This window comes from Saccharothrix variisporea (assembly GCF_003634995.1).
Taxonomy (GTDB): domain Bacteria; phylum Actinomycetota; class Actinomycetes; order Mycobacteriales; family Pseudonocardiaceae; genus Actinosynnema; species Actinosynnema variisporeum.
In genome coordinates, this window is record NZ_RBXR01000001.1 from 947,490 (window position 1) to 963,392 (window position 15,903).

The 15,903-nt window shown below is 70.7% G+C and carries 15 protein-coding genes and 1 pseudogene; 13 read left to right on the forward strand and 3 right to left on the reverse strand.

Annotated elements, in window-relative coordinates; all coding sequences use genetic code 11:
• Position 1: 1 nt before the first annotated feature.
• Positions 2–1,174, reverse strand: coding sequence for a thiolase family protein (locus DFJ66_RS04215; protein WP_121218116.1), 1,173 nt, complete (start codon positions 1,172–1,174; stop codon positions 2–4).
• 128 nt (positions 1,175–1,302) lie between these two features.
• Between DFJ66_RS04215 and DFJ66_RS04220 the strand changes: the two genes are divergently transcribed.
• The 4 genes and pseudogenes from DFJ66_RS04220 to DFJ66_RS04235 form a co-directional block, all read left to right on the forward strand.
• A complete protein-coding gene (locus DFJ66_RS04220; protein WP_121218118.1) occupies positions 1,303–1,791 on the forward strand; it encodes a MarR family winged helix-turn-helix transcriptional regulator in 489 nt (162 codons plus the stop codon).
• Positions 1,792–1,878: 87 nt separating this feature from the next.
• Positions 1,879–3,294, forward strand: a complete 1,416-nt coding sequence (locus tag DFJ66_RS04225) for an MFS transporter (protein WP_246029569.1) — start codon at positions 1,879–1,881, stop codon at positions 3,292–3,294.
• Positions 3,295–3,313: 19 nt separating this feature from the next.
• Positions 3,314–3,688, forward strand: coding sequence for a pyridoxamine 5'-phosphate oxidase family protein (locus DFJ66_RS04230; RefSeq protein WP_121218121.1), 375 nt, complete (start codon positions 3,314–3,316; stop codon positions 3,686–3,688).
• A gap of 185 nt (positions 3,689–3,873) precedes the next feature.
• Positions 3,874–4,395 (forward strand): annotated as a pseudogene (locus tag DFJ66_RS04235) (glycoside hydrolase family 11 protein); the annotation flags it as partial.
• 60 nt (positions 4,396–4,455) lie between these two features.
• Here DFJ66_RS04235 and DFJ66_RS42440 read toward each other — a convergent pair.
• Entirely contained in the window at positions 4,456–5,262 is an 807-nt protein-coding gene (locus DFJ66_RS42440) for a hypothetical protein (RefSeq protein ID WP_170199018.1), read from the reverse strand.
• A 136-nt stretch (positions 5,263–5,398) separates the two neighbouring features.
• Between DFJ66_RS42440 and DFJ66_RS04240 the strand changes: the two genes are divergently transcribed.
• The 8 genes from DFJ66_RS04240 to DFJ66_RS04275 are packed head-to-tail and all read left to right on the forward strand — an operon-like array spanning position 5,399 to position 12,918.
• Positions 5,399–6,535 (forward strand): branched-chain amino acid ABC transporter substrate-binding protein, encoded by a 1,137-nt coding sequence (locus tag DFJ66_RS04240; RefSeq protein ID WP_121218123.1) that lies wholly within the window; start codon positions 5,399–5,401, stop codon positions 6,533–6,535.
• Complete coding sequence (locus DFJ66_RS04245; protein ID WP_121218125.1) at positions 6,532–7,422, forward strand: branched-chain amino acid ABC transporter permease; 891 nt, start codon at positions 6,532–6,534, stop codon at positions 7,420–7,422. Before DFJ66_RS04240 ends, DFJ66_RS04245 begins: the two co-directional genes overlap by 4 nt.
• Before the next feature lie 2 nt (positions 7,423–7,424).
• On the forward strand, positions 7,425–8,354 hold the full coding sequence (locus tag DFJ66_RS04250; protein WP_121218127.1) for a branched-chain amino acid ABC transporter permease: 930 nt from the start codon (positions 7,425–7,427) through the stop codon (positions 8,352–8,354).
• The gene (locus tag DFJ66_RS04255) at positions 8,351–9,115 is read left to right on the forward strand and encodes an ABC transporter ATP-binding protein (protein ID WP_121218129.1); all 765 of its coding nucleotides are present in this window, start codon (positions 8,351–8,353) and stop codon (positions 9,113–9,115) included. Before DFJ66_RS04250 ends, DFJ66_RS04255 begins: the two co-directional genes overlap by 4 nt.
• The gene (locus DFJ66_RS04260; protein WP_121218132.1) at positions 9,115–9,816 is read left to right on the forward strand and encodes an ABC transporter ATP-binding protein; all 702 of its coding nucleotides are present in this window, start codon (positions 9,115–9,117) and stop codon (positions 9,814–9,816) included. Before DFJ66_RS04255 ends, DFJ66_RS04260 begins: the two co-directional genes overlap by 1 nt.
• 60 nt (positions 9,817–9,876) lie before the next feature.
• Positions 9,877–10,779, forward strand: coding sequence for a dihydrodipicolinate synthase family protein (locus DFJ66_RS04265; RefSeq protein WP_170199128.1), 903 nt, complete (start codon positions 9,877–9,879; stop codon positions 10,777–10,779).
• Positions 10,776–12,176 carry an aldehyde dehydrogenase (NADP(+)) gene (locus DFJ66_RS04270; protein ID WP_121218137.1) on the forward strand — a complete coding sequence of 467 codons (1,401 nt, stop codon included), beginning with the start codon at positions 10,776–10,778 and terminating at the stop codon, positions 12,174–12,176. Before DFJ66_RS04265 ends, DFJ66_RS04270 begins: the two co-directional genes overlap by 4 nt.
• 25 nt (positions 12,177–12,201) lie before the next feature.
• Entirely contained in the window at positions 12,202–12,918 is a 717-nt protein-coding gene (locus DFJ66_RS04275) for a GntR family transcriptional regulator (RefSeq protein WP_246029570.1), read from the forward strand.
• 304 nt (positions 12,919–13,222) lie between these two features.
• On the opposite strand, the gene DFJ66_RS04280 is transcribed toward DFJ66_RS04275, so the two are convergent.
• Positions 13,223–14,161 carry a LysR family transcriptional regulator gene (locus DFJ66_RS04280; RefSeq protein WP_121218142.1) on the reverse strand — a complete coding sequence of 313 codons (939 nt, stop codon included), beginning with the start codon at positions 14,159–14,161 and terminating at the stop codon, positions 13,223–13,225.
• A gap of 65 nt (positions 14,162–14,226) precedes the next feature.
• Between DFJ66_RS04280 and DFJ66_RS04285 the strand changes: the two genes are divergently transcribed.
• Positions 14,227–15,903, forward strand: a complete 1,677-nt coding sequence (locus DFJ66_RS04285) for an ABC transporter substrate-binding protein (protein ID WP_121218144.1) — start codon at positions 14,227–14,229, stop codon at positions 15,901–15,903.

Sequence of the window (15,903 nt, forward strand, 5' to 3'; positions counted from 1 at the left end):
GCTACCCGAGGTTCTCCAGGACGGTCGCGTTCGCCAGACCGCCCGCCTCGCACATGGTCTGCAACGCGTAGCGGCCGCCGCGCGTGCGCAGGGCGTGCACGAGCGTCGTCATGAGGCGTGCGCCGCTCGCGCCCAGCGGGTGGCCCAGGGCGATGGCGCCGCCGTGCACGTTGACCTTCGCCGGGTCCGCGCCGGTTTCGGCCTGCCAGGCCAGGACGACCGACGCGAAGGCCTCGTTGACCTCGAACAGGTCGATGTCGGACAGCGCGAGACCGGCGCGGCGCAGGACCCGTTCGGTGGCCGGGATGACGCCGGTGAGCATGAGCAGCGGGTCCGAACCGGTGACCGCGAAGGAGTGCAGGCGGGCCAGCGGGCGCAGGCCGAGGCGGGCGGCGGTCTCGCTGCTGGTGATCAGGACGGCGGCAGCCCCGTCGTTGATGGGGCTGCTGTTGCCCGCGGTAACCGACCAGTCGATCTGCGGGAACCGCCGTTCGAAAGCCGGGTCGGCGAACGCCGGGCGCAGGCCCGCCAGGACCTCGGGGGTGGTGCCCGGACGCACGGACTCGTCGGTGCGCACGTCGCCGAGGGGTGCGATCTCGGCGTCGACCAGGCCCGCGTAGCGCGCGGCCGCGGCCTTGCGGTGGGAGTCGGTGGCGAAGCGGTCCATCTCGGCGCGGCTCAGCGACCACTTGGCGGCGATGAGTTCGGCGCTGATCCCCTGCGGCACCAGGCCGTCGGGGTAGCGGGCGGCCACGGCCGGGCCGAACGGGTCCGTGCCGGGCAGCACGTTGGACCACATCGGCACCCGGCTCATCGACTCCACCCCGCACGCGATCACCACGTCGTAGGCGCCGGCCAGGACGCCCTGCGCGGCGAAGTGCACCGCCTGCTGGGACGAGCCGCACTGCCGGTCCACCGTGGTCGCCGGGACGGACTCGGGGAACCCGGCCGCGAGCACGGCGTAGCGGGTGGTGTTCATGGCCTGCTCGCCGACCTGGTCGACGGTCCCGCCGATCACGTCGTCCACCAGCTCCGGGTCGATGCCGGCGCGGTCCACGAGCGCGCGCAGGGTGTGCGCGAGCAGGTCGACGGGGTGCACGCCGGACAGCGCGCCACCGGGCTTGCCCTTGCCGATCGGCGTCCGGACCGCCTCGACGATCACCGCGTCCCTCATCGCTCCTCCTGACTATGGACATCAATAGCCAGCAAGGTAGCTGACTATGCCTTCACATAGCCAGAGCGGCGCTCGTCACAGCCCACAAGGTCCGTGGCAGATAATCCAGAGCCGGATAGAATCGGGACATGTCCGCCCTGGCGCCCGCACGCACCGAATCCGACCTGTCCTTCCTCCTCGACCACACCGGCCACGTCCTGCGCACCCGCATGGCCGCCGCACTGGCCGAGATCGGCCTGACCGCGCGCATGCACTGCGTCCTGGTGCACGCCCTCGAAGGCGAGCGCACGCAGATCCAGCTCGCCGAGCTCGGCGACATGGACAAGACCACGATGGTCGTCACGATCGACGCCCTGGAGAAGGCGGGCCTGGCCGAGCGCCGCCCGTCCAGCACCGACCGGCGCGCGCGGATCATCGCCGTCACCGACAAGGGCGCGGAGCTGGCCAAGCGCAGCCAGGAGATCGTGGACGGCGTCCACCGGGCGGCGCTGGAGTCGTTGCCCGCCAAGGACCGCGAGGCCCTGCTGCACGCCCTGAACCTGCTGGTCACCGGCCACCTGGCCACCCCCTCCCCCGCACCGGCGGGCGCTCGGCGGGCGCGGGAGCGCACCAAGTGAACCCGTAAGAGATTGTCTACTACGGAACTATCCGCTACGGTTCGTCCTGTCGACGTCGGAACAGTCGACCCGGAACAGGAGCGAACCGTGTCCACCACCCTCGAAACACCCCGCCAGAGCCGCTGGGCCGCGCTGGCGGTGCTGTCCGCCGCGATGCTGATGACGATCCTGGACGGCAGCATCGTCACCGTCGCGATGCCCGCGATCCAGCACGACCTGGGCTTCTCCCCCGCCGGCCTGAGCTGGACGGTCAACGCCTACCTCATCGCCTTCGGCGGCCTGCTCCTGCTGGCCGGCCGCCTGGGTGACCTGATCGGCCGCCGCAGCGTCTTCCTGGCCGGCAACGCCCTGTTCACCGCCGCCTCGCTGCTCGCCGGCCTGGCCACGAGCCCCGGTCTCCTGATCGCGGCGCGGTTCCTCCAGGGCGCGGGCAGCGCGCTGGCCTCGGCGGTCGTGCTCGGCATCCTGGTCACCTTGTTCACCGACCCGGCCGAACGCGCCAAGGCCATCGGCGTCTTCAGCTTCACCGGGGCGACCGGCGCGTCCATCGGGCAGGTGCTGGGCGGTGTCCTGACCGACGCCCTGAGCTGGAACTGGATCTTCTTCATCAACGTGCCCATTGGTGTGGCCACGGTGTTGTTCGCCCTGCGCACCCTGCCCGCCGACCGCGGCACGGGCCTGTCCGCCGGCGCGGACGTGCTGGGCGCGGTCCTGGTCACCAGCGGGTTGATGCTGGGCATCTACACCGTGGTCAAGGTCGAGGAGTACGGCTGGCTGGCCACCCACACGCTGGGGCTGGGCGCGGTGTCGCTGGTGCTGCTGGCGTCCTTCGTCCTCCGGCAGCGCATGGCCAAGATCCCGTTGATGCCGTTGCGGATCCTGCGCTCGCGGGACGTCGTCGGGGCCAACCTCGTGCAGATGTTGACGCTGTCGGCGATGTTCGCCTTCCAGATCATCGTGGCGCTGTACATGCAGAAGGTGCTGGCGTACGGGGCGTTGGAGACGGGCCTGGCGATGCTGCCGGCGGCCGTCACGATCGGCGGGGTGTCGCTGTTGGTCTCGGCCCGGCTGAACACCCGGTTCGGTGAGCGGGCGGTGCTGACGGTCGGGCTGCTGCTGTTGCTGGGCGCGATGCTCAAGCTGACGACCGTGCCCGTGTCGGCGGACTACGTGACGGACCTGTTGCCGGTGATGCTGCTGATCGCGGGCGGCGGACTGGTCCTGCCGGCGCTGGCGAGCCTGAGCATGTCCGACGCCAAGCCGGACGACGCGGGCCTGGTGTCGGGTCTGTTCAACACCACCCAGCAGGTCGGCATGGCCCTCGGTGTCGCCGTGCTGTCCACTTTGGCCGCATCCCGCACGAAGACCGACCTCGCGGCGGGAATCGCCGAGCCCGACGCGCTCACCGCCGGCTACCACGTGGCCTTCACCACCGCCGCCGCCCTCCTGGCCGCCGCGATCGTGGTGACCCTGACCGTCCTCCGCAAGCGCACCCGCTCCTGACACACCGAAGGAAAACACCATGACCGGCCCCGCGCCCCGCGCACTCTCCGAATCCGAAGTCGCCGATCTCCTTGCGCAGCACCAGTTCGGGGCCCTGGCCACCGTCAAGCGCAGTGGCCACCCGCACCTGTCCACCGTGCTGTACCGGTGGGACGCCGAGGAACGCACCATCCGCGTCTCGACCACGGCAGACCGGCTGAAAGCCCGCCAGATCCGGGCCAACCCCCGGGTCGCGCTCCACGTGAACGGCCCGGACGTGTGGTCGTTCGCCGTCGTCGAGGGGCAGGCGGAGATCGTCGAGGACTCCCCCGACACGACCGCGCCAGACCGCCGCGTGACGATCGTGCTCAAGGCGGACCGGCTCTACGGCACCGCCCTGGACATCCCGGGCTGACTTTCGAAGGGTTGCGCAAACCGTTGACCCCGATGTGCGCCCGCGCCAACACTCGGTAACTCCGCCGCCACGTCCTGGAAACCTCAGCGACGAGGGGAAGAGAACACGTGATCGAGACCCAAGTTCGGCGCCGCAGGCGTGGCCTGTTGCGGACGTTCATCGGTAGCACGTGCGCGGTGCTGGTGATGGCCTTCGTGCCCGGTGTCGCCAGTGCGGCCGTGTGCGGCAGCCAGACCGGCTACCACAACGGTTACTACTACTCGTGGTGGACCGACGGCGGCGGGTCGGCCTGCATCGAGTTGGGGTCCGGGGGCAACTACAGCACGTCCTGGCGCAACACCGGGAACTTCGTCGGTGGCAAGGGATGGGCCAACGGGTCCCGCCGGACGGTGAGCTACTCCGGCAGCTTCTACCCGTCCGGCAACGGCTACCTGACCCTGTACGGCTGGACGTCCAACCCGCTGGTCGAGTACTACATCGTGGACAACTGGGGCACCTACCGACCCACCGGCCAGTACAAGGGCACCGTCACCACCGACGGCGGCACGTACGACATCTACCAGACGATGCGCTACAACGCCCCGTCGGTGGAGGGCAACAAGACGTTCCCGCAGTTCTGGAGCGTCCGCCAGCAGAAGAAGACCGGCGGCACCATCACCACCGGCAACCACTTCGACGCCTGGGCGCGCGCGGGGATGCGGCTGGGCAGCTTCAACTACTACATGATCATGGCCACGGAGGGCTACCAGAGCAGCGGCAGCTCCACATCACCGTGCGCTGACCCTCGGAGGGCGTCGGCGGGACCCCACCCCGCCGACGCCCTCGCACGACAGGCACGGCCACGAGGGCTCAACGGCGACGGAGCCCCGACCACGAAGGTGCCGACGTACACCACGAACGGCAGCACCACGATCAACGCCAGCGGGTGCAGCACGACGGCTGCCACACCAGGGCGGCCATACGCCCCCGTGGTCAGGGCGACGAGGCTGCCCACGGTGCCCCACGATGAGAGAGCCCAGCATGGCCTTCACCGCGATGTGCACCAGCGGTGTCGGGTACCTGCGTGTCCGCGCGATCTTCTCCACCGCGACCGGAACAGGTACCCAGTCCTCGCCCCTGCACAGTGCCCAGACCTCGCGCAGGGCCGCCACCTCACCGTCCAGGTCGGCAGTGCTGCGGTCGTTCAGGTGCGGCAGGAAGCGCCTGCGGCCCGTCGCGTCGTAGAGCACGACGATCCGGTTCGGCGCTCCCCGCGCCCCCGCCCCGGGGTTGACCTCGATCTCGATGCCCTGCACCGCCGACCAGGCCGTGGTGTGGCGGCGGAACGCTCCCCGGATCGTCAGGCCGGACTGGTCGCTGATCGTCGCGGTCGCCACGGCCAAGCGCACCACGAGCACGACCAGCAGGGCGAGCGCGGTGCCGACCGCGAAGGGCACGGCACCCGGCACTTCGTCGTCCAGGACCAACCGGACGACCAGCGCGGCGCCTCCGACCAGCGGCGCGGCCACGCCGACCCACAGCCACTCACCGCCCGAGTTCCGGTACTCGCGGCGGTACGGATCACCCACGGTCATGGACCGGACGCTAACCGTGCCGGCAGGGACCCCTCCCCGCTCTCCGTCGCCCCGCAACCTTGTCAGTGCAATTGCAATGTGACATTGTGTGCGCCACCTCGCTCGCGACCAGTGGTCCTCACCTGCGGAGAAGCACATGCAACGGTCGGTATTCGTGGCGCTCTCGGCTGCGCTCGCCCTGTCCCTCACCGCCTGCGGCGGCGGGTTGCTCGGGGGCGGTGGCAACGCCGGAGGGCCGATCAAGATCGGGATGGCGGTCCCGCTGTCCGGGTCCAGCGCACCCATCGGGCCCAACATGAAGAACGGCGCCCAGCTCGCCGTCGACGAGATCAACGCCCGAGGAGGACTGCTCGGCCGGCAGGTGGAGCTGGACGTCGAGGACGAAGCCTGTGACCCGACCTCCGCCGTCGCCGCCGCGAACAAGCTGGTCAGCGCCGGTGTGGTGGTGTCGGTCGGCGGTTACTGCTCCAGCGCCACCCTGCCCACGCTGCCGGTGTTCGACAAGGCCGGCATCCCGATGGTCATCCCCGCCGCCAACTCGGAACAGCTCGTCGGGCAAAAGCTGCCCACGGTCTTCCTGATCAACCCCACGGGCGCCCAGCAGTCCGAGGCCGCCGTGCAGTGGATCCGCAAGCGGCAGGCCAAGACGGTCGCGGTGCTGGACGACAACACCAGCTACTCCACCGACATCGCCAAGCGCACCACCCAACTCCTCACCGACGCCGGTCTCACCGCACACAGCACGTCGGTCACGCCCGGCGAATCCGACTACGGCTCCACGGTGACCAAGGTGCTCGGCCAGAACCCCGACTTCGTCTACTGGACCGGCTACTTCCAGGAAGGCGGCCTGCTGGTCGACCAGTTCCGCCGCGCCGGTTACGCCAAGGACTTCATGGTCGCCGACGGCAGCGTGGACCCCTCACTCGCCTCCATCGCGGGCGGCGCGGACGGGGTGTTCGCCACCATGACCACCACCCCGGACACGATCGAGGGCGCGGGTGACTGGATCACCAAGTACCGCACCAAGTTCAACGCCGAGCCCGGCCCCTACTCGACGCAGTCCTACGACGCCGTCCGGGTCGCCGCCGAGGCCATCGAGAAGGCCGGCGGCACGGACGGCAAGAAGATCACGAAGGCACTGGAAGAGCTGAAGGACTTCCCGATCTTCTCCGGACCGCTGACCTTCAGCGACCGCCACACCCTGGCCAAGGGCGGCTTCCAGATCCTGGTCGTCAAGGGCGGCAAGTTCGTCCTCCAGGACGCCCTGCGATGACCCAACTGGTCTGGGACGGCCTGTTCGTCGGCTCGTTCTACGCCCTGGTGGCACTGGGCTACTCGATGGTCTACGGGATCATCAAGTTGCTCAACTTCGCGCACGGCGACATCTACATGCTCGGCGCGTTCGCCGGGTTCGTGGTGCTCTCCGGCGTGGGCGGGGTGTCGGCGGCGTTCTCGGTCGTCGCCCTGGTCGGCGCGCTGGTGGCGGCGATGGCCGTCACCGGCGGGCTCGGGGTGCTGGTGGAACGGGTGGCCTACCGGCCGTTGCGCGGGTCGCCGCGGCTGGCGGTGCTGATCACGGCTGTGGGTGTGTCGTTCACGCTGGAGTACGGCGTGGCGGCGACGGGTGCGAACCCGCGGGTGTTCCCGGTTCGGGTGGAGAGCCAGGCGTTGCAGGTGCTCGGCGTGCGGATCACGGTGGCGCAGTTGGCGTTGATGGCCATCGCGGTCGGGCTGATGGTCGCGTTGGACCGGTACGTCAACCGCACCTCGACCGGGCGGGCCATGCGTGCGATCGCCCTGGACCCCAAGGGGGCGCTGCTGATGGGCGTCAACGTCAACGCGGTGATCTCCCGGACGTTCTTCATCGGCTCGGCCCTCGCGGGCGCGGCCGGCGTGATGGCGGGCGCGTACTACGGGAAGATCGAGTTCCTCATGGGGTTCCTGATCGGGCTCAAGGCGTTCACCGCGGCCGTCATGGGAGGCATCGGCAACATCCGGGGCGCGATGCTCGGCGGTCTGCTGCTCGGGCTGCTGGAGGCGTTCGGCGCGCACTTCCTCGGCGGCGAGTGGCGGGACGTGTTCACCTTCGCCGTCCTCATCCTCTTCCTGTCCGTGAAGCCCACCGGGCTGCTCGGCGAACGCGTCTCGGAACGGGTGTGAGCATGGGCAAGTGGGTGGGGCCGGCGGGCCTCCTGGTGGCGGTGGCGGTCCCGTTCGTGGATGCCTCCCCGTACACGCTGAACGTGCTGACGACGGCGGCGATCTTCGTCATGCTCGCGGCCGGGTTGAACATCGTCGTGGGGTACTGCGGGCTGCTCGACCTCGGTTACGTGGCCTTCATGGCGGTCGGCGCCTACACGTCCGGCATCCTGTCGACGGCACTGGAACTGCCGCTGCCGCTCACCATTCCGGCCGTGCTGGTGGTGGCGGTGTTGGCGGCACTGGTGATCGGCGCGCCGACCCTGCGGCTGCGCAGCGACTACCTCGCGATCGTGACGCTGGGGTTCGGGGAGATCATCCGGATCACCGCCACCAACCTGGACTTCACCGGCGGTCCCACGGGCATCTTCGGCATCCCGGGGATCGAGGTGGGTGGTCCGGCGGGGTTCTACTTCTTCTGCGTGGCCGTGGTTGCGTTGGCGGTGCTGGGGTCGGCGCGGCTGGAGCGGTCCCGGTTGGGGCGGGCGTGGATGTTCATCCGGGAGGACGAGGACGCCGCCGAAGCCATGGGCGTCAACACCTACCGCGTGAAGCTGCTCGCGTACGTGTTCGGTGCGGTGTGGGGCGCGTTGGCGGGGGTGTTGTTCGCCGCGCACCTGTCGGCGGTGTCGCCGCAGAGCTTCGTGTTCCTCCAGTCGGCGCTGGTGCTGATGGCGGTGGTGCTGGGCGGCATGGGCAGCACGCGGGGTGTGGTCGTCGGCGCGGCGGTGATCAGCGTGGTCCCGGAGGTGCTGCGGGACCTGGGCGCGTTCCGGTACGTGTTCTTCGGGGTGGTGCTGATCGTGGTGATGGTGTTGCGGCCACAGGGTCTGTGGCCGGTGCGGCGACGCGAGCCCGAGCGCGCCGAGGTGCGGGAAGGAGTACGGGTGTGACCGCCTTGCTGGAGGTGCGGGATCTCGGGATCTCCTTCGGTGGTGTGCGGGCCGTGGACGGGTTGACGTTCTCGGTGGCGCACGGGGAGATCGTGTCGGTGATCGGTCCCAACGGGGCCGGCAAGACCTCGGCGTTCAACTGCGTGACCGGGTTCTACAAGCCGACCCGGGGCCGGGTGGTGTTGGACGGCAAGGACATCACCGGGTGGAGTCCGTTCGCCGTCGCGGCGGCCGGGGTGGCGCGGACGTTCCAGAACCTGCGCCTGTTCCCCGATCTGACCGTGTTGGACAACGTGCGGGCCGGGATGCACTTGCGGGGCGGCCAGAACGCGTTCGACGCCCTGCTGCGCACCCCCCGGTTCAAGCGGGCGGAGAAGTACCTGACCGAGAAAGCCCACGAGTGGCTGGACTTCGTCGGCTACGAAGGTCCGCGCGGCGGGCCGGTGCGGGACCTGCCGTACGGGCGGCAGCGGCAGGTGGAGATCGCCCGTGCGCTGGCCCGCGAGGCTCCCCTGGTGCTGCTGGACGAGCCGGGGGCGGGTCTCAACCACGGCGAGAAGGCCGAGTTGCTCGGGTTGATCCGGCGCATCCGCGACCTGGGGCGGACGGTCGTGCTGATCGAGCACGACATGGGACTGGTCATGGAGGTCTCCGAACGGGTCGTGGTGCTCGACCACGGCCGCGAGATCGCCGACGGCACGCCCGCGCAGGTCAAGGCGGACCCGGCGGTGGTCGAGGCGTACCTGGGACGGGAGGGCTGATGCTGGAGTTCACCGACGTGCACGTGCGCTACGGGCACGTGGAGGCGCTGCGGGGCGTGTCGCTGCGCGTGGAGCGGGGCGAGATCGTCGCGCTGCTGGGCAACAACGGGGCCGGCAAGTCCACCACCCTGTGCGCGGCCTCGGCCCTGGTGCCGGTGGCCTCCGGGACCATCACCCTGGACGGGGAACCGCTGCCGGGCAAGCCGTGGCACGTCGTGCGCGGCGGGCTGGTGCACGTGCCCGAGGGGCGGCGGGTGTTCAGCACGCTGACCGTGCTGGAGAACCTCCAGCTCGGCGGGTTCACCCACCCGGACAAGGCCGAGGTCGCCCGGCGCGTCGACGGCGTGTTCGACCTGCTGCCGCTGCTGGCCAAGCGGCGTGCCCAACAGGGCGGCACGTTGTCCGGCGGCGAGCAGCAACTGGTGGCCATCGGGCGGGCGCTGGTGGCCGCGCCGCGCGTGCTCATGCTCGACGAGCCGTCGATGGGCCTGGCGCCGCTGATGGTGGCGGCCGTGCTGGACCTGGTCCGCAAGATCAACGCCGAGGGCACGACCGTGCTGCTGGTCGAGCAGAACGCGCGAGCCGCGCTGGGGATCACCCACCGCGGCTACGTGCTGGAGAACGGCGTGGTGACCCTCTCCGGCCCGGCGTCCGTGCTGGCCGAGGACCCCCGGGTGGTGGAGGCCTACCTCGGCGCCTGACCGGTGCCCACCCCCGAAAGGGGGCTCGCACCAACCAGTGCAATATCACATACTACACACGTGAACGGAGACCTCGTGAACCACCCCTGGCGCGGCATCCACGTCGCCACCGCCCTGCCCTTCCGCGACGACCTGAGCGTCGACCTCGACGCCTACGCCGCCCACGTGGCCTGGCTGGCCGAGCACGGCATGGACGGCGTCACGCCCAACGGCTCGCTCGGCGAGTACCAGACCCTCACCCCGGAGGAACGGGCGCTGGTCGTGCGCACGGCGGTGGAGGCCGCGCCCGCCGGGTTCGGCGTCATGCCCGGCGTCGCCGCGTACGGCTCGGGCGAGGTGGTCCGGTGGGTCGAGCAGGCGGCGTCGGCCGGGGCGAAGTCGGTGTTGTTGCTGCCGCCCAACGCCTACCGGGCCGACCGGGCGACCGTCGTCGCGCACTACCGGGAGGCGGCCAAGGTCGGCGTGCCGATCGTCGCCTACAACAACCCCTACGACACCAAGGTCGACCTGACCGCCGACCTGCTGGCCGAACTGCACGGCGAGGGCCTGATCGTGGCGGTCAAGGAGTTCTCCGGCGACGTCCGCCGCGCCTACGAGATCCGGGAGGCCGCACCCGAGCTGGACCTGCTCATCGGCACCGACGACGTGCTGGTGGAACTGGCCCTGGCGGGCGCGGTCGGCTGGATCGCCGGGTACCCCAACGCGCTGCCCGACGCGTGCGGCGAGCTGTACCGGCTGGCAGTCGCCGGTGACGTCGCGGCGGCCCTGCCGCTGTACCGGGACCTGCACTCGTTGCTGCGCTGGGACTCCAAGACCGAGTTCGTGCAGGCGATCAAGCTGTCCATGGACGTGGCGGGCCGGCGCGGTGGCCCCTGCCGGCCGCCCCGGCTGCCGTTGACGCCCGAGCAGCACGCCCGCGTCACGGCCGACACCGAGGCGGCGCTGGCGAAGGGGTACCGGTGACGCGGGAAACCCCACTCGCGGAGGTGCACGCGGCGGTCGAAGCGGCCGACCGGCTGTGCTGGGCCGGGTTCGACCCGGTCGCGGTGCTGCGGGAGGTCGCCGACCGGCTGGACGGTCGTGGTGACCTGGTCGAGGTCGCCGAGCGGGAGACGCACCTCCCGCCGGCGCGGCTGCGCGGAGAGCTCCAGCGGACCACGTTCCAGCTCCGGTTGTTCGCCGAGCTGGTGGCGACCGGAGCGCACCTCGGCGTGCGGATCGACCACGCCGACCCCGACTGGCCGATGGGTGCGCCCCGACCCGACCTGCGGCGAGTGCTCCAGCCGCTCGGGCCGGTCGTCGTGTTCCCGGCGGGGAACTTCCCGTTCGCGTTCGGCGTGGCGGGCGGCGACACGGCGTCCGCGCTGGCCGCCGGGTGTCCGGTGGTGGTGAAGGCGCACCCCGGGTACCCGGAGCTGTCCGACCTCACCGGCGAGCTGCTGGCGGACTTGGGTGTCGTCGCGGTCGTGCACGGCGAGGCGGCGGGGCGGGCGGCGTTGACGCACCCGCTGGTCAAGGCGGGGGCGTTCACCGGGTCGGTGCGAGGTGGCCGGGCGCTGTTCGACCTGGCGGCGGCGCGGCCGGAGCCGATCCCGTTCTACGGGGAGCTGGGCAGCGTGAACCCCGTGTTCGTCACCCGAGACGCCGCGTTCAGCCGGCCGAAGCGGATCGCCGAGGAGGCGGTGGCGTCGTTCACGTTGGGAGCGGGGCAGTTCTGCACCAAGCCCGGCGTGTTGTTGGTGCCGGAGGGCAGCTCGGTCCCCGAGGCCTTGGCCGCGGTAGACCTGCCAACCGCGCCGATGTTGAGCGCCCGGATCGAGGAGGCATACCGGGACGCTGTCGCTGCCGTGCCCCGCGAGGGTGTCAGCGTGCTGGCGGGCGGTGAAGGGCCGACCGTGCTGCTGACCGACCTGCGGCGGGTGTTGGCGGACTTCGACGCGTTCGCCCGGGAGTGTTTCGGGCCGTTCCTGCTGGTGGTGACCTACGCCGACGACGAGGACGTCGAGGAGTTCGCGCGGCGGCTGGACGGCCAGCTCACCGCGACCGTCATCGCCGACGAGCCCGACGGCCTGGACGGTCTGGTGCGAGTGTTGGCGCGGAAGGCCGGTCGGGTGTTGTGGAACCAGTGGCCGACCGGGGTGTCCGTGACGCACGCCCAGCACCACGGCGGCCCGTACCCGGCCACCACGGCGGTCGGCAGCACGTCGGTCGGCACGGCGGCGGTCGAACGCTTCCTGCGACCGGTCGCCTACCAGAACTTCCCGACCGCCCTGCTCCCCCCGTCCCTGCGCGACGACACGCCGGCCCTCGCCCTGGTGGACGGCGTGCCCAGGGAAGGAGCCCTTACGATGCGGTGGTGACCCACGAGACCAGGAGACCGCGCTGGTGAACATCCCGAGCATCGGCCCGGTCGAGAAGGTCAGCCTGCGCGACCGCGTGGCGCACGCCCTGAGAGCGGCCGTGATCTCCGGCGAGATGGAACCGGGCGTCGTGTACTCGGCGCCGTCGCTGGGGGCGCGGTTCGGGGTGTCCGCCACGCCGGTCCGCGAGGCCATGCTGGACCTGGTCCGGGAGAACCTGGTGACCATCGTGCCCAACAAGGGCTTCCGGGTCACCGAGGTGAGCGAGAAGGACCTCGACGACATCACCCAGGTGCGGATGCTCATCGAACCTCCCGTGGTGCGCGACGTGACGCCGTTGATCCCCGAGGCGGACTTCCCGGGCTTGCGGGAGATGGCGCAGCGGATCGTGGACGGTGCGGTGGCCGGCGACCTGGTCGAGTACACCGAGGCGGACCGGCGGTTCCACCTGGCGCTGCTGGGGTACGCGAACAACCCCCGGATCACGGACCTGGTGTCGGACCTGCGGGCGCACACCCGGCTGTACGGGTTGGCGTCGCTGTTGGAGCAGGGCGAACTGGAGGCGGTGGCGCGGGAGCACCTGACCATCGTGGACACCCTCGAGTCCCGCGACGCGGCAGCGGTGGAGAACCTGCTACGCGCCCACATCAGCCAAACCCGAGGCCGCTGGGCCAAGCCCGCAGGCGAGGCGCCGACCGAAACACCAGCCAACACCCAGCGGAAGCGCCACCCAAAGCCCTGACCCACCACACACACCACCTCCCCACCCCGAAGAACGAATGCTTTGGCGCCGAAGGCGCGAGCCCGTGCTGCCAAGCCCACGGGAAGGGCCTCGGTTTCGTTCCCCCGTCCGGCCTGGGCGCAGCCCAACCGCGCTTGGTCCGTTTCCGCAACCAGCTTTACCGGTTGCGGAAACGGACCAAGGGTGGTTGCCTCCGGCAGGCCGGACGGGGAAAGAAACCGACGCCCTTCCACCCCCGGGGGCCTGCCCAGCGGCGAGCGCCCGCTTTTCATCTTTTGATCTTGAGACCGCGCCCGCGCAAGCCTCAGCGCCGACGGTCCTGCCAGCGTCGGTAGGCCGGGCTACGGTCCCTGGCCGCGTTGTAGGACTCGGTGACCAGGCCGGCGACCTTCTCCCCCGTGCTCGCGAGCGGACCGTCGCGGTGCCAAACCAGGACGTGCCGGAACTGGATCGGGTCGCCGGCGATCGGGCGGACCACCACCCCAGGCACCTCGTCGAACGTCGGCTGCACGAGGCTCACCGCGTGACCGTGCCGCACGACCTCCACCAGCAACCGACCCTCGGCCTCATAACGGATCCGCATCCGCCGGCCCACGCCCAGCGCCACCCGTGACCAGTACTCGGGGGTCCGGTCCTCAGGCCGAGGCACGGCCCAGTCCTGGTCCAGCAGGTCTTCCAGGACAACTTCCTCCTGCCGAGCCAACTCGTGACTCTCGGGAAGGATGGCGAAGACCGGCTCGGTGGCGATCGACCTGAGCACCACCCCATGCGGCACCGGCAGTTCGTACCCCGGGCTGTCCCCCACGATCGCCGCCTCCAGCCGCCCGCCGGCCACGTCGTCCAGCAACGGCTGCGGGGTGTGGTGGCCCCTGGTGGTGATGTCCGCGCCCGGGTGGAGTGCCTTGATCGCGCTGATCAGGCCGCCCAGCAGCGGGGCCGGGGCCGAGCCCAGGCGGAAGCGGCGGGTGCCGGCCGTGCGCGGGGCGACGGCGGCGGTGTTCATCAGCTCGTCCAAGGTGGGCAGGACCGCCTGTGCCCTGGCCAGGACGACCTCGCCGAAGGACGTGGGCACCACGCCGTTCTGACCGCGTTCGAACAGGGTCCCGCCGAGCATGGCCTCGATGCGCCGCAGCTGGGCGCTCAACCCCGGTTGGGTCTGGTGGAGTGCCGCCGCCGCGCGGGTCAGGCTGCCGGTGTCGGCGATGGCGCAGATCGTCCGCAGGTGCCGCACTTCCAGCTCCATAACGTGATGTTAGGGGCAAGTGTGGGGTTTCCGGCCCCGATCCGCGTTAGACACGCTCTTGTGCCATGTCACAGTGCACTAGAGCCGGGCTGGTCGTGGTGGCGGGGCTGCTGGCCCTCACCGCGTGCAACGGGAGCACGGCGCAGGGCGGGTCGGGCGAGGCGGTGCGGGGTGGGACCCTGCACGTCCTCGCGAGCACGGACCTCGAGCACCTCGACCCCGCGCGCAACTACGTCACGTCGTCGCAGAACGTGGCCCGGCTGATCTACCGGACGCTGACCACGGTCGCGCCCAAGCCGGGACAGGCGGGCGGGGAGATCGTGCCCGACCTCGCCACCGACACCGGGAAACCCAGCGACGGGGCCAAGACGTGGACCTTCACGCTCAAGGACGGCGTCAAGTTCGAGGACGGGCAACCGATCACCAGCCGGGACGTGAAGTACGGCGTCGAGCGCTCCTTCGCCCCCGACCTGCCCGAGGGCGCGCCCTACGCGCGCATGTGGTTGGAGGGCGGCGAGAACTACAAGGGACCGTACGAGAACCCCGAGGGGCTGGCGTCCGTCCAGACACCGGACGACAAGACGATCGTGTTCCACCTCAACCGCCCGGTGGCCGACTTCGGGTCGGCGGCTTCGCTGCCGCTGTTCGCGCCCGTGCCGCGTGAGCAGGACACGGGTGTGGGGTACGACGGCCGGCCGGTGTCGTCCGGGCCGTACAAGATCGAGAAGTTCGAGCCGAAGAAGCGGCTGGAGCTGGTCCGGAACGTCCACTGGGACCCCAAGACCGACGACGTGCGCAAGGGACTGCCGGACCGGGTGGTGCTGGAGCTCAACCTCGACCCCGCGGTGGTGGACCAGCGACTGGTGGCGGGGCAGGGCGAGGACGCCGAAGCGCTCGCGATGGAGCCGATCGGGGCAGCCACCGTGGGACGCGTGGTCAACGACCCGGCGTTGAAGAACCGGCTGGTCAGCGGCGAGTCCATCAACACGCGGTTCCTCACGCTCAACACCCGGCGGGCACCGCTGGACAACGTCAAGGTGCGCCAGGCGATCGCCTACGCACTCGACAAGGACGCCCTGCGAACCGTCCGGGGCGGGCCGATCGCCGGTGATCTCGCCACCACCCTGCTGCCCCCGGTGCTGGCCGGGTACGCGGCGGACGACCAGTTCCCCAGCCCGGACGGCAAGGGTGACGTGGCCAAGGCCAGGGCGCTGCTCGCCGAAGCCGGTCTGGCACAGGGGTTCCCGGTCACGCTGGACGCGCCGTCCACGCCGGGCGGCAAGGCGCAGGGCGAAGCCGTGCAGGCGGCACTGGCCCGGGTCGGGATCACGGTGACGATCAACGCCATCAGCCCTTCGGCGTTCTACAGCACGATCGCCAACACCGCGCAGATCCACGACATGGCCATCGACGGCTGGACCCCGGACTGGGCGGGCCCGTCGACGTACCTGCCGCTGATCTTCGACAGCCGCCTGATCACCAGCGAGGGCAACAACAACCACTCCCAGTACCACTCCGACGCGGTGAACAAGCGGCTGGACGAGATCGCCGCCCTGTCCGACCCGGCCGCCGCCGCCACCGCGTACGGCGAGCTGTCCCGGCAGATCGCGCGGGACGTGCCGGTGGTGCCGTTCCTGTGGGACAAGGCCGCGATCCTGGTCGGGCCGAAGGTCGCCGGAGCCTACGGGCACATCGCTTACGTCGGCCGCGTGGACCTGGCCACAGTGGGGCTGCGCAAGTGA